Origin of the sequence: Winogradskyella poriferorum, assembly GCF_036553625.1 — a bacterium.
Classification (GTDB): domain Bacteria; phylum Bacteroidota; class Bacteroidia; order Flavobacteriales; family Flavobacteriaceae; genus Winogradskyella; species Winogradskyella poriferorum.
Window position 1 is genome coordinate 88,605 of the sequence record NZ_JAZHOU010000005.1, and the last position, 20,372, is coordinate 108,976.

Annotated in this window: 17 protein-coding genes; 7 read left to right on the forward strand and 10 right to left on the reverse strand. The window is 33.0% G+C overall.

All coding sequences use genetic code 11. From position 1 onward, the window contains the following. Window positions 1–36 precede the first annotated feature (36 nt). The 4 genes from V1468_RS13470 to V1468_RS13485 all read right to left on the reverse strand — a co-directional run bounded on the left by V1468_RS13470 (window position 37) and on the right by V1468_RS13485 (window position 9,375). Entirely contained in the window at window positions 37–1,758 is a 1,722-nt protein-coding gene (locus V1468_RS13470) for a LamG-like jellyroll fold domain-containing protein (protein WP_331810745.1), read from the reverse strand. An 11-nt stretch (window positions 1,759–1,769) separates the two neighbouring features. Beyond that, window positions 1,770–3,305 (reverse strand): RagB/SusD family nutrient uptake outer membrane protein, encoded by a 1,536-nt coding sequence (locus V1468_RS13475; protein ID WP_331810746.1) that lies wholly within the window; start codon window positions 3,303–3,305, stop codon window positions 1,770–1,772. A gap of 12 nt (window positions 3,306–3,317) precedes the next feature. Next, window positions 3,318–6,332, reverse strand: coding sequence for a SusC/RagA family TonB-linked outer membrane protein (locus tag V1468_RS13480; RefSeq protein WP_331810748.1), 3,015 nt, complete (start codon window positions 6,330–6,332; stop codon window positions 3,318–3,320). A 250-nt stretch (window positions 6,333–6,582) separates the two neighbouring features. After that, complete coding sequence (locus V1468_RS13485) at window positions 6,583–9,375, reverse strand: LuxR C-terminal-related transcriptional regulator (protein WP_331810749.1); 2,793 nt, start codon at window positions 9,373–9,375, stop codon at window positions 6,583–6,585. A gap of 169 nt (window positions 9,376–9,544) precedes the next feature. Here V1468_RS13485 and msrB point away from each other — a divergent pair, with 169 nt between their 5' ends. Both msrB and msrA read left to right on the forward strand, forming a co-directional pair. Continuing rightward, window positions 9,545–10,003 (forward strand): peptide-methionine (R)-S-oxide reductase MsrB, encoded by a 459-nt coding sequence (msrB, locus tag V1468_RS13490; RefSeq protein WP_331810750.1) that lies wholly within the window; start codon window positions 9,545–9,547, stop codon window positions 10,001–10,003. Further along, window positions 9,996–10,532: a peptide-methionine (S)-S-oxide reductase MsrA gene (msrA, locus tag V1468_RS13495; protein WP_331810751.1), complete on the forward strand. Its 537-nt coding sequence runs from the start codon at window positions 9,996–9,998 to the stop codon at window positions 10,530–10,532. Before msrB ends, msrA begins: the two co-directional genes overlap by 8 nt. A 6-nt stretch (window positions 10,533–10,538) precedes the next feature. Here the strand turns inward: msrA and V1468_RS13500 are convergent, their stop codons facing one another. Continuing rightward, complete coding sequence (locus tag V1468_RS13500) at window positions 10,539–11,900, reverse strand: NAD-dependent succinate-semialdehyde dehydrogenase (protein WP_331810752.1); 1,362 nt, start codon at window positions 11,898–11,900, stop codon at window positions 10,539–10,541. A 97-nt stretch (window positions 11,901–11,997) separates the two neighbouring features. On the opposite strand from V1468_RS13500, the gene V1468_RS13505 reads away from it, so the two are divergent. Continuing rightward, window positions 11,998–12,726: a nitroreductase family protein gene (locus V1468_RS13505; RefSeq protein ID WP_331810753.1), complete on the forward strand. Its 729-nt coding sequence runs from the start codon at window positions 11,998–12,000 to the stop codon at window positions 12,724–12,726. Here the strand turns inward: V1468_RS13505 and V1468_RS13510 are convergent, their stop codons facing one another. The 5 genes from V1468_RS13510 to V1468_RS13530 form a co-directional block, all read right to left on the reverse strand. Next, the gene (locus V1468_RS13510) at window positions 12,727–14,691 is read right to left on the reverse strand and encodes a protein-disulfide reductase DsbD family protein (protein ID WP_331810754.1); all 1,965 of its coding nucleotides are present in this window, start codon (window positions 14,689–14,691) and stop codon (window positions 12,727–12,729) included. It abuts the gene before it with no gap. A gap of 131 nt (window positions 14,692–14,822) precedes the next feature. Beyond that, window positions 14,823–15,233, reverse strand: a complete 411-nt coding sequence (locus tag V1468_RS13515) for a rhodanese-like domain-containing protein (RefSeq protein WP_331810755.1) — start codon at window positions 15,231–15,233, stop codon at window positions 14,823–14,825. Between the two features lie 29 nt (window positions 15,234–15,262). Then, window positions 15,263–15,577: a rhodanese-like domain-containing protein gene (locus V1468_RS13520; protein ID WP_331810756.1), complete on the reverse strand. Its 315-nt coding sequence runs from the start codon at window positions 15,575–15,577 to the stop codon at window positions 15,263–15,265. Window positions 15,578–15,702: 125 nt separating this feature from the next. Next, a complete protein-coding gene (locus V1468_RS13525) occupies window positions 15,703–16,314 on the reverse strand; it encodes a thioredoxin family protein (protein ID WP_331810757.1) in 612 nt (203 codons plus the stop codon). A gap of 7 nt (window positions 16,315–16,321) precedes the next feature. Further along, a complete protein-coding gene (locus V1468_RS13530) occupies window positions 16,322–16,870 on the reverse strand; it encodes a TlpA family protein disulfide reductase (protein WP_331810758.1) in 549 nt (182 codons plus the stop codon). Between the two features lie 102 nt (window positions 16,871–16,972). On the opposite strand from V1468_RS13530, the gene V1468_RS13535 reads away from it, so the two are divergent. The 4 genes from V1468_RS13535 (at window position 16,973) to V1468_RS13550 (ending at window position 20,372) form a co-directional block, all read left to right on the forward strand. Then, a complete protein-coding gene (locus V1468_RS13535; protein WP_331810759.1) occupies window positions 16,973–17,428 on the forward strand; it encodes a MarR family transcriptional regulator in 456 nt (151 codons plus the stop codon). 59 nt (window positions 17,429–17,487) lie between these two features. Beyond that, on the forward strand, window positions 17,488–18,120 hold the full coding sequence (locus tag V1468_RS13540) for an NAD(P)H-dependent oxidoreductase (RefSeq protein ID WP_331810760.1): 633 nt from the start codon (window positions 17,488–17,490) through the stop codon (window positions 18,118–18,120). 22 nt (window positions 18,121–18,142) lie between these two features. Continuing rightward, window positions 18,143–18,712 (forward strand): YceI family protein, encoded by a 570-nt coding sequence (locus tag V1468_RS13545; protein WP_331810761.1) that lies wholly within the window; start codon window positions 18,143–18,145, stop codon window positions 18,710–18,712. Window positions 18,713–18,971: 259 nt separating this feature from the next. Further along, window positions 18,972–20,372 carry an anthranilate synthase component I family protein gene (locus tag V1468_RS13550; RefSeq protein WP_331810762.1) on the forward strand — a complete coding sequence of 467 codons (1,401 nt, stop codon included), beginning with the start codon at window positions 18,972–18,974 and terminating at the stop codon, window positions 20,370–20,372.

Below are 20,372 nucleotides of genomic sequence, written 5' to 3' on the forward strand. Positions count from 1 at the left end.
ATTTAGACTTAAACCAATTAATTAAAATATGAAATTTTAAAGCATATCCTGTATTTCCGCTTCAGTTAAAGCAACATTGTATAATCTTAATTCGTCAAATGCGCTTAGGTCTGATAGATGTCCCCAATAATCAAATGTTGGTCCACCAGCACCGATTACTATTTCACTACAACCCGTCCAATCTACACTAGATGCAAATGTTGAAGACAATTGTTCTACACCATTGAAATAAATTTTACTTTCAGTAGCAGAAACTGTAAGTGCTACATGAACCCATTCTCCGGCAGTGACATCAATAACTCCGCCATCATTCCAGCTTTCACCTCCACCAATGCCTACATTGACTTTTATTCTTTGCTCAGTTGCACTACCTTCTCTAAATAACCTGAAACCTTGGTTTCTATCATCGGCATCATCACCCACTGTTAAAATACCTGATCTATCCGGTGTAGACTCAACTTTATACCAAAATGTAGCACTGAATTCCTCATCACCAAACAAACCATCTATAGGATAGGTTAAATAAGAATCTGCAGCTCCCATGTAAGCATCAGATCCTTGATAGCTTGTACCTGCATAACCTGGCGCACCTACCTCAGTTGCCATACCTAAACTTATAAGTTCTGTATATGAACCATCAAAAGGCATATAGAATGTTTCACCGTTATACATTGGTTCATAAGGATTAGTAACATTTATAATATTCAATACTTCTGCCTGAGAAAGTGTTGTATTAAATAAGCGCAATTCATCCATGGCGCTATCATCAGACAAATGGTTCCAATAGCTAAAAGTTTCACCTCCTGCTCCAATGGTAATTTCGTTACAACCTGTCCAATCAATAGGAGCCGACGGTGAACTTGTATTAACAGGCATACCATCTAAGTAAATTACAGTTTCTGTAGGAGAAATCGTAAAAGCTACATGAACCCACTCTCCAGCGGTAACATCGATTAATCCTCCATCATTCCAACTCTCACCACTACCTGTTCCTACATTAAGCTTTATTCTTTGAGAATCAGCAGACCCTTCTCTAAACAGTCTAAATCCTTGAAGCCTATCATCAGCATCATCGCCAACCGTTAAAATACCAGATCTATCTGGAGATCCGTTGACTTTATACCAAAAGGCACCACTCATATTAGAACCAAACATTAAATCATTTATTGGAAATGTTAGATAAGAATCTTCAGTGGCTCTAAATGCATTTGATCCATCAAATGCCTCACCAGCAAATTCAGGAGTACCAACTTCATCTGGATCCGTTAAAGATATTAGCTCAGTAAAAATCCCATTGAATGGCATGTAAAACACCTCTCCTGGGAAAACCGCTTCATAAGGTGGAGCTTTTTCAAAAGTTACAGAACTAGTTGTAGAGTTACCTGCTAAATCCGTACCAGTTACAGAAATTGTATGCATTCCTGTTGTTACATTATCATAAGTTAGTTCTCTTTCTACGATTCTGTAATCTAAAAATGTATCATTGCTACCGTTGAAAGAAGCTATTTGAACACCGTCATAACTTACTGTTATTGATGCTACTTCTATATCGTCTTCTACCTTGAAGGCAATGTCGATTGGTACAACGAGCTCTATAGTGTTTATTTCATCTCCCTCAGAAGGGTAAAGTATATCTACAATAGGCGCACCAGCATCTGGTCCTGGATCCACCTCTGTTATAGGATCTATACCTTCATAACAAGATGTTGCTATTATTAAAACAGCTAGCAGTGTTATATATTTTTTTATTGTTTTCATATTCATTTTTTTTAATTGTCTTCTAGAGGTAAAAGATCTAGTTGATCTTGTGGATATCTTAAATACTCTTTATCAGCTGAGAACGTACGTCCGTCGTAACTTAATTCATCATATTTATTTAATCTTATCATATCGTAATAGCGAATTCCCCATTCCATTCCTAATTCGGCAAACTTTTCATCCATTACCATATCTGTTGTTACACCAGATAATGGAGGCATATCCACTCTAGCTCTTACAAGGTTTACTGCCTGATCGGCTGTTAACCCACTTCCACTAGCACCATGTGTTAGGGCTTCTGCATACATTAATAAAATCTCAGCGTATCTTATTACGATAAAGTTCTTACCTGAACCATAGCTATTTCTACCAGGAGTTAAATCTGTTGATGGCCAATAGTGTTTTCCACTGGCAAACATAAATCTTGGTGTATCGTTGAATGTATCTCCATCTGGAGTAGTTGTAGACACATAATTTGGTAAAGTAGCATAATCTGGATCTAACATTAACTCATCTAAACCACGAGGCGTAAAACATACACTTGTTACCAAGCGTGTTTCATCTCCTCTATCTATCATAAATTTGATATACTTTAAGCTAGGCTCATAAAAACCCCAACCACCTGAAGCACCATCTACAGCTGGTGTCCAGCTTGGTGGACCAAAAGGGGCAAATAAGTGATTATTTACATCACCAGAATCTGAGTTGTAATCTGAAAATTGGAATTCGAATAAGTTCTCATTGCTTAATTGACCATCTTTTTTGAATAACTCATAGAAATCATCATACAACATAAACTTGTTAGAATTAATTATTTCACCACAAACATCTGCTACAGCTTGGTAATTTTCTAATTCTAACTGTGCCATAGCTTTAACTGCCAAGGCTGTATATTTAGTAACACCACCAGTAATATCTGTTCTCTCGTTTGGTCTTGAATCTGGTAAAAACGGTATTGATTCATCCATAAGGTCAGACACATATTGCATAACTTCTGCCTTAGTGTCTAATCCATTATCTATATCTTCTGATACACTTGATGTAGTGATAATAAAAATATCTTCCCACATGCGAGACATTTGTAAGTGTTGGTAACCACTTAATACATTGGCTTCTGCTATATATTGATCTGCTAGGGCAACATCACTACCTGTAGCAAACTCCTTATAGCGCTCAATTGTTTCTTTAGCGTTAACCACATCAACAATATCACCATAGAAATTACTCCAAACTTGATTGAACATCCAATAATTATTATCGTAATTATAAAGGTCTGCTTCTGTAAGTCCGTTTTGAGCATCACCTACACCACCTGCATTTACATCATCACCTCTTACACCTACTAGTATAGGATCTTCCCAACCTCTTCTATAAACTTCGGCATAAGCACCTATTAAAGGTAACACCATATCGTCTGTTATTGTAAAGTCTAAATCATCAGCTGACAACTGTCCGTCGTTTTCTTCTAATTTATCTGTGCATCCATAAAATACCGCACAGACGGTTAACAATAATGTCAACCACTTTAATTGTTTTAAATTTTTCATATCAAGCATTTTTTATATTTTAATATTAACACCAAAAGTATAAACCGCTGGTATAGGATAAGTTTCTCTGTCAATTCCGTTGGCAACCTCAGGATTAAATCCGTTATAATTAAATAAAGTTAATGGTCTATCTGCTGTAAAAATTAGTTTTACTTCAGGCATATTATCTCCTAACTTATTAGAAGGAATTGTATAGGCCAACTGTACATTTTGAACTCTAAAGTAAGAGCCATCTTCAACAAAAAATGTACTCATTCTTTGGTTCCATGCTTTTCTTCGTCCTTCTGAAGATGGATAAGAATTTGAGGTTCCTTCACCATGCCATCTATTGATTGCAAAGTCAGCATCCATGTTTGTATCATTAGTAAACAATACTTCTCCTCGTTTTCTATTTAAGATATCATTACCTGTTTGCCCAGCGAAAGAAACGGATAGATCAAATTGCTTATAAGAAACTTGTACATTACCACCATATACAAACGATGGTAGGTAAGAACCTAAAACAACTCTATCATCTGCATCTATATCTCCATCTCCATCAACATCTCTAAACTTAAAGTCCCCTGGAACCAAATCATTAGCTACAGCAATTGGATCATTTTGCACTTCTTCATTGTTTTGGTATACGCCTAACACTTCCCATCCAAAGAAAGCTTCAATAGGTTCCCCAATCATTGATCTTTGACGAAACTCTGCCTGACCAGTATCAAAATAACCAGCGTCACTATTTATCTTAGTCATTTCATTTTTTAGCGTTGCTATGTTAGCACCGACAGAAAAACTCCAATTATCATTTAAGGTTTGAGACCAATTTGCAGCAATTTCTACACCTTGGGTTCTCATTTCACCAACATTTTCTAAAATAGTATTACTAACGATTGGTTGATCTACAGGTATTACAAGTTTTTTTGTATCTCTTATGTAATAGTCTGCTTCTAAAGATAATCTACTATCAAAAAGTCTTGCTGTAATACCAAGGTTAGTTTCCTCAAGTATTTCTCTTTCCAAGTCTGTATAATTACTTGAACTAATAATACCAGCTGTAGCTACATCATTAATTGCTGTTGTAATTGTAGATACCGTTCTTGTACCAGAACTATCACCTAATGAACCGTTGGCTAACTGTCCCCAACTTGCTCTTAACTTCAAGAAATCGAAAATACCATTGTCTTGCATAAAATTTTCTTCGGTTAACACCCAACCTAAACCAACGGCTGGTGTTGTAACCCAAATTTCTTTAGGGAATTTTGAATCTCCTTCTGCTCTCAACGTAGCATTAAGAAGGTATTTGTTTTTGTAGTTATACTCTACTCTTCCGAAATACGCCATGGCGTAAAAACGATCACCAATTTCACTAACTTGATTAGAAAAAGAGGTTGGATCTGCAAAATTTAAATACCAAGAACTCTCTAGTCCAATGCCTTGAATATTATTACCTGTAGCAGCAAAATCGTTTACTTGTTCATCTCTATATGAAGAACCTGCAACAACAGTTAAATTATGATCTCCAAAACTATCTGTATAGGTTAAAGTGTTATCCCAAATTTGATTAGAATATTCTACATTAGCTCTTCTTATGGAAGACACCTCTCTTTGAGAATTCTCAGTAATATAATAAGGTAACCTAACGTTTCTTTCTGATATATCTGAAAAGTCATGACTGTAAGCAGATCTAAACTTTAACTTATCTGGTATTATTTGATACTCCATATTAATACTGGCAAGTATCTTTTTAATCCTTAAACGATTATTATTAAATGTCATCACAGGAAATGGATTTTGAGAACCACGATAGCCTAATACTCTAGCATCAGAAAATGGAATTGGGTCAGCATCTACATTTAATTCGTCATAAACAGGTAATATCGGAACGGCAAAATACGTTTGAAACCAAGCGCTGTTTTCGGGATTATATTTAGTAGCATTACTAAAAATAGCATTGGTTCCTATTTTTAATCTATCTGACACTTTCACATCTACACTAGACTGAATATTGAAACGCTCATACTCATTCTTCATGTCTAAGATACCTTCTTGAGAGAAGTAACTAGAATTAATACTATAGTTAACATTTTCTGATCCGCCTGTGACACCAATGTTATGACTTGTGATTGGCGCAACCCTCAATACCTCTTTATACCAATCTGTGTTAACGTTTGGTATATTAGGATTAACTCTACTTCTACCGTAACGCTGTATTGCATTTTCTACGAATTCTATATCTGCAGCTGAGCCAGACTCGTAAGCCATAGTTACAAACTGCTCTGCATTAGCCATCTTAACTACATTTTGCGCATTTTGAAAACCAGTGTATCCATTATATGTAAATACTGGCTTTTGCTCGCGACTCCCTCTTTTTGTCTCAATGATTATTACACCATTGGTACCTTTCTGTCCAAAAATAGATATAGATGAAGCATCTTTTAAAACTGAAAAACTTTCAATTTGACTACTATCTAAAAAGTCTATATTGTCGTAGAACATACCATCTACAACATACAAAGGATTATTACCTGCAGCATAAGACCCTACACCACGAATTCTTACGGTTGGCGAATCACCTGGTGAACCGTTACTAGTAATTTGTACACCTGCAACTCTACCTTGTAGTGATTGCGCCACGTTGCTATTAGGTGTTCTTTCAATTTCTTCAGATTTTACGGTTGCAATTGCTCCTGTTAAATCTGCTTTCTTTTGAGTACCATAACCAATGACTACAACTTCGTTCAAAGATTCTACGTCTTCTTCCAAAGTTACATCTACTGTAGTTTGATTTGTTATAGCTATGGTTTGTGTTTTAAAACCTATATAGCTAAAACTTAACTTTTGACCACTTTGCACACCTATAGTGTACTTTCCATCAAAATCGGTGACTGCACCTATTGAGGTACCTTCGACAAATACACTTACACCAGGCAACGGAATTCCATCACTTGCTGAAGTTACTACACCACTTACCTCTATTTGTTGTCCCCAGGAAACGAGTGCAAAAAATAAAAGTAATATTAAACTGAATTTAGTTTTCATACATTAACATTTAGATTGAAATAGTTAGTTTTTTTCTAAACATAAAGTTAAAACCTTAACCTGAATTTAATAAGTGGTCCATTTACATTTTAATTACACCAACAAATATTAGAAGCTCTGAAAAGCCCGTAAAATCGCAATTTGACGTAGTTTAAATATAAACGAAAACGTTGTAAAATGTAAAGTTTTTAACAAAGTGACGTAGTAATGACGTAGTTGAAAATATTAATTTAACAACTTTAAGTAGCTATCATTTAATATTTAGTAAATAATCCGTCAAAGAAATATCATTTTCTAAACTCAATTTCTTTTTTAGCCTGTATCTGTGGGTTTCTACACCTCTAACAGAGATATTCATTAGTGGCGCAATTTCTTTATTGGCTAAATTCATTTTGATGTAGGCACAGACTTTCAAATCTTTAGGTGTTAATACTGGATGACGTGACTTTAACTTTGTAAAAAATTCATCATGTACCTGATTAAAATTTTCCTCAAACACTTCCCACTCATCCTTATGCTCTATGGAATTATTTAACTTCTTCACAAGCTTTTTGTAAGAATAATAATCTTTAAATCCTTCTTTATTAACAGCTAACTCTCTTTTGATGTCTTGAAGTACCTCATTCTTCTTAACCAATGCCATAGCATTGTTTGCTAACTGCTTGCTCTTTATTTTTAATTCATTCTGTAAGGACTCATTCTTTAGTTGAACTATATTCTTTTCATTTTCAAGTGTCTTTTCACGCAATAATTTATGCTGTTCTCTTTGATATTTAACTCGAATTAATCGCTGTTCTTTTTGAATTTTTTTGTGATGTAAGTAATAAAACAACCCTATAAAACCAAACAATAACAAAACATATAATATAAAACCTAAAGTTCCTTTATACCATGGTGGACTAACATCTAAAAACAATTTTTCAACTGTTGACGTATTTCCAGAATCATCTCTGGTTCTTAGTAATAGATCATATGTACCGTGATTAATGTTATTTAACTCTAAGTTTCTATTATCTACTTTAAACCAATCTTTACTTAATGACGGTATACTATATTCAAAATAATGATTGCTAGATTTAGATGAAGAAAGTTCTAAATTTATACTCCCATTATGTTTTAATTTAATCGTTCTATCATCGTTTATAGAAGATAACTGAATAGACTTTCCATTTAGCTTAATAGACTCAACTTGTGGTTTATAAATCGCTATAGAGTCTCTAAAAGTTTCATCTATAAGCATAAAACCATTATCTAAGTTTAGCGCAAATAGCGCTTCATCAATTTTAGAAACATGTTCGTAATCTATTATATATCTATTCTTTATTAGCTTGTTGTTTATTTTCCGTTCTATACTATCATTGTTTATATACTTAAAACTTATAACTCCACTTTTATCTTTAAGCACTATAGGACTCATAGATTTTTCTGAAATGATGTAGGCTTCTTTACCAAATTTTTTATTTAACAATTCAAAAGGAACAATAGAATCTAACAGAGGTTCGTATTTTTGCCAGCCGTTATTAGTTTTAAATACTATATCGTTTTTAAGATTGTATACTCTTGGGTTATATTCTGAATCTAATCCTTTACTTCCATAATTGGTAATCTTTGTAATTGTGTCATAAGAACTATTAAAATTAACCTTATAGACTCCTTTATAAGCATGTGCAACCCAAGCTGTAGAGGGATTTTCAAACACTAAAAATCTCGAAGGAATTGTTGTTTGCCCCATATGCTTGGTTTCCCAACTACCATTCTTTTGTTGAAATTTAACCAAACCAGCATAAGTACCTTGTATATATAAATCATCATGCTCTGGCACCTTTTGTATTGTCCACCCTCCTGTAAAATCTGAAATTTTCTGTATCTGATTCTTATTGACTAGAAAAGTTCCTTCATTATGACCGCAAAAAAGATTTCCATCAATAATCTTTAAGTCCCAAACCTGTCCTTGCGAACCATCTATAAAGTTTAAATCATTATTTTTATCGAGATAGAAAAGACCTGTGTTAGTGCCTATGTAAAGTAAATCTTGATACTTTACAATATCATACACTGCTCCTAATTTCCCTGATACATCATTAAAAAAGTAGTTAGTATTCTTTAAATCTATAGTTGATATTCCATTATCTAAACCAAGCCATAACTTATTATTCTGATCCAAAAACTGGCTTAAAACAGTATTATTAACTAATCCATTTTCTTTACTAATATGAAATTTAATGTCTCCGTTAGCATCAGCAACATATACACCATCCTTTATAGTTCCAAAAACCATATCGCCATTTTCTAGCATGGAGAACTTATTTAATTGATGCTGCTTAATATCGTCGTTAAAAGAATATTGTGTTGGTCTTAACCTATTAGAACTTAAATGAAAACTTCCTCTTAAGGAAGTCATTATTAGATATGAATTTTCTTGTTTTACAATGGATATTATTTTAGTATCTCGCAAGGCAGCATCAGAAAAGAAAGAAATTAAATTCTTATTTTCTAGTTTATATATTCCGTTATTTAAGGTAGACACAAACAAATCATCATCTACTAAACTCAGAGATATTACTGCAGAACTAGGGTGAATACGCTCTACAGTTTTAAAATCATAAACATAAATGCTAGAAAAAGATCGAAATACAACCTTATCCTTGTAGCTTAAAATTTGCCATATTTCCTCATTAGGCGAAATTTCAGATTCTATCAGCTCGCTCAAAGAGGTATAAACCAAACTGCCGTAATCATCTTCTTTCCAGTAGCCAAACTCTTCAAAAGAACCCGTAAAAATTAAATCATTAAAAACCCAAACCGACCTTACTGTAGTTTTATTAGGTAGCTGAAATAATTTCCAATCTATTCCATCATATTCTAGTAACCCAATATTGTTTGCTACGTAAACTTTCCCATTATTTGCTCTGCACAAATCCCAATTTTGGTTACTTGCCTTATACTCAGCAATAGAATAATTATAAATGTTTGGGGAAAATTGACCAAAACTAAAAAACGAAACAGTTAACGTAAGAAGTAAAAAAAATAAGGATTTCTTCATTAAATAAAGTAACACTATTAAAACGATTTAAAAATAAGGATTTCTCTAGAGCTAATGGCAAAACTTAAAATCAATAAAGAATTTTTTACTACCAAATTCAGGCACTTAACTAAAGTATAGTAAGATAAACTGAGATACTTCGACTATCTTTACATAAAAACTAATAGCTATGCTTACCTGGAAAGATGTTATAAATTTTGCGGTTAACGAAAACCCTACACCAGACAAAACGGTAGAAAAAACTGAAGCACAATGGAGTGCTGAACTCACACCAGAACAATACAGAATTACAAGACAAAAAGGAACAGAACGTCCTCACAGTGGTGCACTATGCACAACTTATGAGGATGGAAAGTATAATTGTGTATGTTGCAATGCTCCTTTATTTGACTCTACCATAAAATTTAGCTCTGGTACAGGTTGGCCAAGCTTTACCCAACCTATTAAGGAAAATGCCATTAAGTATGAAAAAGACACGTCTTTTGGAATGGTACGCGTAGAGGTAATGTGCAACACTTGCGATGCGCATTTAGGCCATGTGTTTCCAGATGGTCCTGAACCAAGCGGTTTAAGGTATTGCATAAATTCAGAATCTATGGTTTTAGAAAAAGAAAGTGTAAATGAGTAAGAATATACAGATTGCTACCATTGGCGGAGGCTGCTTTTGGTGCACAGAAGCTGTTTTTGAAGAAGTTAAAGGTGTTGAAAAGGTCGTTTCCGGGTATTCTGGCGGAACTGTTCCTGGCAGACCAACTTACAGAGAAATTTGTTCGGGTTTAACAGGACATGCTGAAGTGGTGCAGGTTACATTTGATGCTGATGTAATTTCGTATCAAGATATTCTTATCATCTTTATGACAACTCATAATCCAACAACTTTAAATCAGCAAGGTGCTGACAGAGGAACACAATATCGTTCTGTTATTTTTTATCATAACGAAGAACAGAAAAAAACCGCTAAACTCGTTCTGAATGAATTAGCGGTTTATTTTGAAAAACCTATAGTAACAGAAATCACTAAAGCTCAAACATTTTTTGAAGCCGAAAAAGAGCATCAGGATTTCTACAAAAACAATCCAGATTATGGCTATTGTACGTTTGTAATAGACCCTAAACTTCATAAGCTAAGACAACTCCATTCAGATAAATTAAAGTGATTTTTCTTATTTACTACTGTAAACAGTTTTAACGTTCACAAACTCCATAATACCCTCCTTAGAAAGCTCTCTTCCATAACCTGAAGCTTTGGTTCCCCCAAATGGCAATCTAGGGTCGGATTTTACAAGTTCGTTAATGAAGAATGCTCCATCAGCGATCTCTCCTATTCGCTTTTTGGCTTTATCTGTATTCTTCGTAAATACCATACTCCCTAAACCAAATCTGGAATTTGATGCCGTCTCGTATGCTTCATCTTCATCTTTTACCTTTATAATTGCAGCTACAGGACCAAAAACCTCTTCTTTAAAAACTGGCATTTCTGCAGTGACATTTTCCAAAATTGTGGGATGGTAAAGTGCATCTTCGCGTTTATTTCCATAAACAACTTTAGCACCTTTGTCTAAAGATTTTTTGACTTGTTGTTCTACTTCTTCAGCCAAGCTAACGGAAGCCATTGTTGCTACTTCTGTTTTGTCTTCCATAGGATTTCCTACGACATAAGATTCTACTTTGGCTTTAAACTTAGTTAAGAATTCATCATAAATATCCTCAACTACTATAAAACGCTTGGCAGCAATACAGCTCTGACCTGCGTTTTGCATACGTGCCCAAGCCATAGTATCTATATGCTCATCTAAATCTGCATCCTTAAGAACGATGCAGGCATTATTTCCACCAAGTTCTAAAACTACTTTCTTTAGGTTTTTACCTGCTATTTCAGCTATTTTACGACCTGCGCCTTCGCTTCCTGTAAGACTTACAGCCTTTACAATATCATTACCTATAATAGTTTCAATCTGATCGTGTGAAACCAATAAGGTCTGAAAACAACCTTCAGGAAAACCTGCATCTTCAAATAATTTTTCAATTTCTAAAGCACACTGTGTGGTACTCGATGCATGTTTTAACAGCGCTGTGTTACCTGCCATGAGGGTTGGTGCTGCAAAACGCATTACTTGCCAAAACGGATAATTCCATGGCATAATTGCTAAAATAACTCCCAACGGATCGTAACTGATGAAGCTTTCTTCAGCATCTGTCTCTATTAATTGATCAGCCAAAAAGTCTTCGGCATTTTTGGCATAAAAATCACAAACCCAAGCGCACTTTTCGATTTCTGCAATACCTTGAGTTATCGGTTTACCCATTTCATCAGTCATTAAATTAGCATAGCTTTCTTTTCTTTCTATTAAAAGTTCTGCAACCCTAGACATTAAGCTACTCCTATCTTTAATTTCAGTTGTTTTCCAAATTTGAAATTGTTTATCTGCCAGATTTAACTTCTGTTTTAAATCGGCATCACTAATTAGATTATATGTTTTTAATTCTTCTTGAGTGTAAGGGTTTATAGTTGTTATTGTACTCATAATTTTTCTTTATAAAATAAGAGATTTTTGAATTCTTAAAGCACAAACCCTGACATTTAGTATAACTTTAGTATTTTGAAAGCTAAATGTTAATTAAATGGAAAAGACGGTTTCTGAAGCTATAGCGTATAGAAGATCTACACGTGTATATAAAGATGAAATAATTGATACAAACAAGGTAAAAGAGTGCTTGGTTAATGCTTCCTTAGCACCTACAAGCAGTAATCTTCAACTTTGGGAATTTTATCATATCACCAATAAAGATGTTTTAGAAAAAGTAGCAAAAGCGTGTTTTAACCAAAGTGCAGCAAAAACAGCTCAACAATTAGTTGTTGTGGTTACCAGAAAAGATCTATGGAGGCAACGCGCCAAAGCCAATATTGCTTTTTTAAATAAGGTATATGATAAAGAAAATCTTACTGAACGAGAAGAAAAACGCAAAAAGATGGCCACCAACTATTATAAGAAATTAATCCCAACAGTATACGCTGACTTTTTTGGTGTTTTAGGAATTCTAAAATATATAGTATTTCAGATTGTTGGACTTTTTAAACCTATTTACAGACAAGTTAGACAAAGCGATATGCGTATTGTAGCACATAAAAGTGCTGGTTTAGCTGCCCAAAACTTTATGACCAGTATGGCTGCTATTGGTTATGATACTTGCCCTATGGAAGGTAGCGATACACTTAGAGTAAAACGCATCTTAAATCTTCCTAGAGGTGCTGAAATCAACATGATTATTGGCTGCGGCATTAGAGACGAAAAAGGCATCTACGGTCCTCGCTTTAGAGTAGAGTTTGAAGATGTCTATTTTGAAGTATAATTACTTCTTAAAATTCTCTAAACCGGTTTTTAACCAATCGTAATATTCTTTTTTATTTGGAGTATTCCCTCTTGGGTGGTTTAAGAGGTTCATATCGTGATCTAATAAAACATAATAAGGCTGGGAATTATTTCTAAAATTAATGGTTTGCAACGTCCCCCATTTATCTCCAATAGTTTCAATATCCTTTACAGTTCCGTTGGTTCTTAAATATTGAAATTGTTCTTCTTTTGGCAATTCTTTTCTATCGTCAACATACAGTGATATAATGACATAATCATTAACCAAGATTTCATTTACATTATCTTCTGTCCAAACTTGTTCTTCCATTTTTCTACAATTTACACAAGCCCAACCCGTAAAATCTAACATAATTGGTTTATTTAAACTTTTAGCTAAAGAAATGCCTTCTTCTAAAGATTTTGTTATTGTAAATTCTTCTGGCTTATCATAAATACTGTATGTCAATGGAGGTGGAAATCCACTCAAAAGTTTCAAATTAGCCCATTTTGTATTAGTTAATCCTGGTATTAAATAGATGACGAAAGCTATTATCAAAATTGCAGTTGTGATTCTTCCTTTACCTAGCTTTTGCAGAGGACCATCGTGTGGAAATTTAATTTTTCCAATAAGGTATAATACCAATCCTATTCCTATAATTATCCAAATCCCGATAAAAACTTCGCGCTTCAAAATCCCCCAATGCTCTACTAAATCGGCATTAGATAAAAACTTTAAAGCTAAAGCTAATTCCAAAAATCCTAAAACCACTTTTACTGTATTAAGCCAACCTCCAGACTTTGGTAATGAATTTAACCACTTTGGAAACATAGCAAATAATGTAAATGGAAGTGCTAAAGCAAAGCCAAAACCTCCCATACCCATACTAAGTTGCATTGCACTTGCATCTGATGCCATAGTACTACCTAACAAACCCCCTAAGATTGGTCCTGTACAGGAAAAAGACACTATTGCTAATGTTAAAGCCATAAAAAAGACACCAACAAAACCTCCTATTTTATTTGCTCTATTATCCATAGCCGCACTCCATGATTGCGGTAGTGTTAACTCAAAATAACCAAAGAATGAAAAAGAAAAGACCACAAAAATCACAAAGAAAATAATGTTTAATGTGACGTTGGTTGATATTGTATTTAAGATACCTGAGTCTAAAGAATCCATTATATGAAATGGCAAACTAAGTAGTACGTAAATTAAAAAAATGAAAATGCCATATAGAACAGAGTTGAATAACCCTTTTTTAGAATCTTTAGAACTTTTGGTAAAAAACGATACAGTTAAAGGAATCATTGGAAACACACATGGAGTAAGTAGTGCTATAAGCCCTCCTAAAAAACCAAGTAAGAATATTGTAAAATAGCTTTTGCCTTCAACATCTTGTGATTCATAATTATCCCAACCTGCCACATTAAGGTTAAGACCTTCTGATAGTTGTTTACTTTTTTCGTCAATTACAATGTCTTCTTTAACGATTTCTGAACCGTCTAAAGAAAAATTAAATAGAAAATCACTAGGTATACATTTTGAATCGTCACAGGTTTGATAATCTACCTTAACATCTATTTGCTTTAAGTCTTTATTTATAAGAGTAACTCTTTGCTTAAAAACAGCCTCGTTTTTAAACTTTTTTACTTCTTCTTGAAAAATCTTATCATAAATAGTTGGTACATCTGGCTCTGATGTTTTTCCTTCTAATTGATAGTTACCCTCAACATCTTGAAACTCAAAATAAGTTGTTGGTGCAAAACTCTCTTCAGAAGGTTGCTCTTGTGAATAGATATACCAGCCTTTGTCTACATTGGCTTTAAAAACTAAAATGAATTCTGTATCAGAAACTTTTTCAACCTTATAATCCCATTTAACAGGTTCTAATTCCTGAGAAAATAAATTGATTGAAAAAAATAAGGATAGTAGGCTAAATAGAAAGACTTTTTTTGCGGTCATAAATAAAGCATTAATACGCAAATGTAAAATTTGCGAATTTATTATTTCTTAAGAGTCGTCTAATTTATAAAAACCTTAAGAATTATGACCAAGGGAATAAAAAAAACCGAACAAATGTTCGGTTTTAGTTTTTATGACTTTACTTCAATTTTTAGTTTATCTGAATGCTTCCATTTAGAAATCCCTCCTTCTAAATCGTAAATTTTTTGAAAGCCAGCATCTTTAAGTTTTTTAGCACATTTAGCACTTCTTGTGCCGCCCTTACAATAGAGAATTACAGGTTTTGCCTTATCTAATTTTGCAATATCTTCATCAAAAGTAGGTGAATTATAATCTATGTTCTGAGAATTAGCTATACGTTCTTCATCATGCTCTTTTGGAGTACGAACATCTACCAACTGCACATCTTCCAATTCTAGAATAGACTGCATCTCTTCTGCTGTTACAAGTTTTACTTCAGCGTTCTCTATTTTGCTGTCTACACAGCTCGTCCCAAAACTAATAGCCATTAATAAACAGCTAAGTATTAATAATTTTTTCATATGTAAACAGCGCTTTAAGTTAATTATACTTACTCTTTATGGGCCACATCACCCTGCCATTCATTAAAACCACCAACTAGGTTATAGGCATTTTTAAAACCCAACTGATTCATAATAGAACATGCTTGTGCACTTCTACCACCAGATCTACAATAAACATAGTAATTCTTAGATTTATCTAACTTTTCTATTTCATAGATAAAGCCTTGTCCTTTGTATATGTCTACATGAATAGCTTCTGGTATAATACCTTCATCAACTTCTTCTTGCGTTCTAACATCTAAAACAACAGAATTATTATCTTCCTCTAGTTGTTTTGTCCAATCTTTTTGAGATAAATCCAATTTTTTAGCAATTTTAATTAGGCAAATTTAACATTTCCTTATGATATAGACGTAAAAAAAACCAAAGTGTTACAACTTCGGTTTTAATTTTAACATTTTTCTTTTATAAAAGTATCCTTCAATCACTATACTTTGATAGTGCAACCAATGGCGCGAGTTTCTTTAACTTCGATCTCCTTTCCTTTTAATAAGGCATCTACAGCATTTTCTACGTACTTGGTTTTTACTTCACTAGCATCTTTATAGTTGTCATCTATAGCACCAATATACTTTACAACATTTCCTTTTTTAGTTTTTTCTAACAAGTAAACATGTGGTGTTTTTGTTGCTCCATATTGAGGATAAATTTTTTGTCCCTTATCCATTAAGTATGGAAACGTAAAGCCCTTTGCTTTTGCTCTTGCCTTCATAGCTTCCATATTGTCACCTGGTTTTACATCTGTATTGTTTGGCATAATTGCAATTACGGGATAACCCTTATCAGCATACTTTTTATTTAGAGCTTCTACTCTATCCTCATAGGCTACAGCATACGGACAAGTATTACAGGTAAAAACTACAATAAAGCCTTTTGCGTCCTTAAAATCTGATAAAGACACCATTTTGCCATCAATATTTTCTAAACTAAAATCGGTAGCTACATCTCCAATTTTATAACCATCTTCATCAGTGATTGCGGTAAAAGCAGACAATGTCAATGTTAACACCATTACTGCAAGTAATTTTAGCGTATTCATAAGTTTATTAATTTAAAAATTGTTTTAGTTCGGTTTCTAACTCTTCTTTTGTAAAAGACTGTTCGTAAAATTTACGCTTATCTTTATTGTAAATTATTGTTGCTGGTATAGCGCCAGACCAATCTTTGTCTATAGCTGGTATCCATCGGTTTTGATCTACATCATCAAAAGCTACAACTTCTGATTGTAAATTTCTTTTAACAATAAATGGTTTCAGTTTAGATTCATAATTCCTAGGAAAATCTAAGCTTACCAATAAGACTTCTACATTTTTATCCTTGTATTCTTGATTAATCTCTTCAAAATAAGGCAGCTCTTTTACACAAGGTGCACACCATGTAGCCCAAAAGTTAACCACATGCACTTTATCATCGTTTTTGTTAATTAATGGTTCTAAACCATCATAGTCATAGATCTTTAAATGATAATCTGCTGAATTCTCGGCTTCTTTCTTTTCATTTAAAGAAATCTCAGGCTCTTTTGTCTCTTTAGTATCTTCACTCTTATTCTTACAAGAGCATATTACTAATAAGCTTAAAATTAATAATCGCTTCATGATATAAATTTATTAATACGTAAGCACTTCAATAAATAATTAACAAAAAATTAATTGTATTAATCCAATAAAAACATACATTTGTATATACAATTGTTGTATATGAAAGATATAACCGAAATTTTAAAAACAAAATCAAGTTTACCGCTAGCAAAAAGAACAGTATTGAATGTTTCTTTAACCAGTATAAATTTTAAAGACGGTATTTTATCAGTTTTAAAATCTTACGAAATATCTTTAGAGCAGTTTAATGTTTTAAGAATTTTAAGAGGAAAAAACGGAGAACCATCTAACCTAAAAGATATTCAAGATAGAATGATAAGTAAAATGAGTAACACTACTCGTTTGGTAGACAAACTCATACTTAAAAACTATGTAGAACGCTTTATCTGCGAAAAAAACAGAAGAAAAGTAGATATTTATATTACCAAAGAAGGTTTAAAACTTCTAGATATTCTTGATCCGATTATCGATAAAAAGGAGAAAGAATTAACAAGTAATTTAAACACTGACGAATTAGAAACTTTAAATCTTTTGCTTACTAAAATGAGAGGTTAAAAAATTTTAAAATAACAATTGTATATACAATTAAAGTACAAACAACTAAAAACAATAACATGAGTAATACAGTAGAAAACTTAAAATGGCGCTACGCCACAAAAAAATTTAACAGTTCTAAAAAAATATCTAACGAAGATTTTGAAACGCTAAAAAAGGCTATTCAATTAACAGCATCTTCCTACGGATTGCAGCCATACAAAATCTTAAATATTGAGGATAAAGAGATACGTAAAAAATTAAGAGAAGTATCGTGGAATCAACCACAAATTGAAGATGCTTCTCATATGATAGTACTTGCCAATATCACTGACTTTGGAGATGAACTTGTTGACGATTATTTTGAAAATGTTATTGAAACCAGAAATGTAACCAAAGAAGATGTTGAAGATTATTCAAATACTATAAAATCTACAATTGGTCAATTGAGTCAAGAACAGAAAGCTCAATGGACCGCTAAACAAGCCTATATCGTTGTTGGTAACTTACTATCTGCTGCGGCACAACTTAGAATAGATGCTTGCCCAATGGAAGGATTTCAAAATGAAGAATACAATAAAATTCTAGATCTAAATTCTAAAAATCTTAATGCTGCAGTGGTTGTTACTCTAGGTTACAGGTCTGAAGAAGACGATACACAGCACTATGAGAAAGTAAGAAAACCAGAAAACCAATTATTCATAAATTTTTAAACTCAACAAACAAATTATTAAAATGAAAAACAGAAATTCAAAATTCGCCATGCTATTTATCTTAGCATTATCTTTTATGTCATTTACAGTCTTAAAAGATAAAAAAGTAGATGTATCAACAAGCAAAGTAACTTGGAAAGGCTATAAAGTTGGTGGAGAACACGAAGGAACAATCAACCTGAAAGAAGGTTCTCTATCATTTAATGGCGAGACTTTAGAAGGCGGTTCTTTTACAATCGACATGACTTCTATTAACACTACAGATTTATCTGGTGACTATAAAGACAAACTAGATGGTCATTTAAAATCTGATGATTTCTTTGGTGTTGAAGAATATCCAACAGCAACTTTAAAAATCACTTCTGTAAGTGGTAAAAATGGCAAGTACACTGTTAGAGGAGATATTACCATAAAAGGAATTACAGAATCTATTTCTTTTCCTATGACAGTATCTGAAAATTCTGCAACTGCTAGTTTAAAAATAGACAGAACAAAGCACAAAATTACTTATAAATCACCTTCATTATTAGAAACATTAAAAGATAAAGCTATATATGATGAATTTGATATTAATGTAGAATTAAAATTCTAATTCCCTAAGGATTAATAACAATCCATTTTATAAAGATTCTTGTTCAAGCGTATAACATATGAGGACAAGAATCTTTTTTTATGATATAGTTTGAAATAAAAATTTTCATTTCTATATTTGACACATAAATGAAAACAATAACAAATCATACTTGGTGGTGGAATTTTGCAAACTTATGTTCGTGAAAGAAACCTTGTATGTAATATTATAGAAAAAGGCTTGTCATTCACGACAAGCCTTTTTTAATTTTAAATCATAAATGAAAACATTCAGTTTATACACACATTACAAAAAAATACTTGCAGATACCATTACTCCTGTGAGCATTTATCTTAAGATACGAGATAAATTCCCTAATAGCATTTTGCTAGAGAGTAGTGACTATCATGCCAATGACAATAGTTTTTCTTATATCTGTTGCAATCCAATTGCTTCAATAAAAGTTAAGGATGGTTTAATTTCCCAAACTTATCCAGACGGAAGCTCTAAAAACAACTTTGCAGAATCTATATGTGTGGTAGAAGAAATCAACAAATTCACACGACGATTTAAAGTAGATTCTAATGAAAACTTCAAATTTATAAATAATGGCATCTTTGGCTATACCGCTTACGACGCTGTAAAGTATTTTGAAGACATCGAAATTTCTAAAAAAGAAAATTCTATTGATATTCCAGACATTTATTATGCGGTATATCAAAACATCATCGCCATTAATCATTTTAAAAACGAAGCTTACATTTTTGCGCACTGTTTTGATACTGATAATAACATTGATGAGATACACCAAATTATTCAGACAAGGCAATATGCCTCTTACAACTTCAATGAAAAAGGAGATATTCAATCTAACCTAACGGACGATGAATATAAGCACCACGTTGAACTTGCTAAAAAACATTGTGCCAGAGGTGATGTCTTTCAATTGGTATTATCTAAACAGTTCTCACAAGAATTTAGTGGAGATGAATTTAATGTGTACAGAGCATTAAGAAGTATTAACCCTTCCCCTTACCTATTCTATTTTGATTACGGAAGTTTTAAAATCTTCGGAAGTTCACCAGAAGCACAACTTATCGTTAAAGAAGGTAAAGCAGAAATTCATCCTATTGCAGGTACCTTTAAGAGAACAGGAAATGATCTTAAAGATGCTGAACTAGCAGAAAAGCTCATTAACGACGACAAAGAAAACAGTGAACATGTAATGTTGGTTGACTTAGCAAGAAATGATCTTAGTAGGCATGGTTCTAACGTTACAGTAGAAAATTATAGAGAAGTACAATTCTTTTCGCACGTTATTCACTTAGTAAGCAAGGTCACTGGAACAAAACATAAAGGGGCTGATACTATGCAAATTGTGGCAGATACGTTTCCTGCAGGAACATTAAGTGGTGCACCAAAACATAAGGCTATGCAACTTATAGAAAAATATGAAAAAACAAGCCGTAGTTTTTACGGAGGTGCTATAGGTTTTATGGATTTTGAAGGCAATTTTAACCATGCCATTATGATTAGAACATTTTTAAGTAAAAATCACAAACTATTCTGGCAAGCAGGTGCTGGATTGGTCGCAAAATCTAGTCCAGAAAACGAACTACAGGAAGTCTATAATAAGTTAGGTGCTTTAACAAAAGCTATTGAACTTGCTAAAGAAATTTAA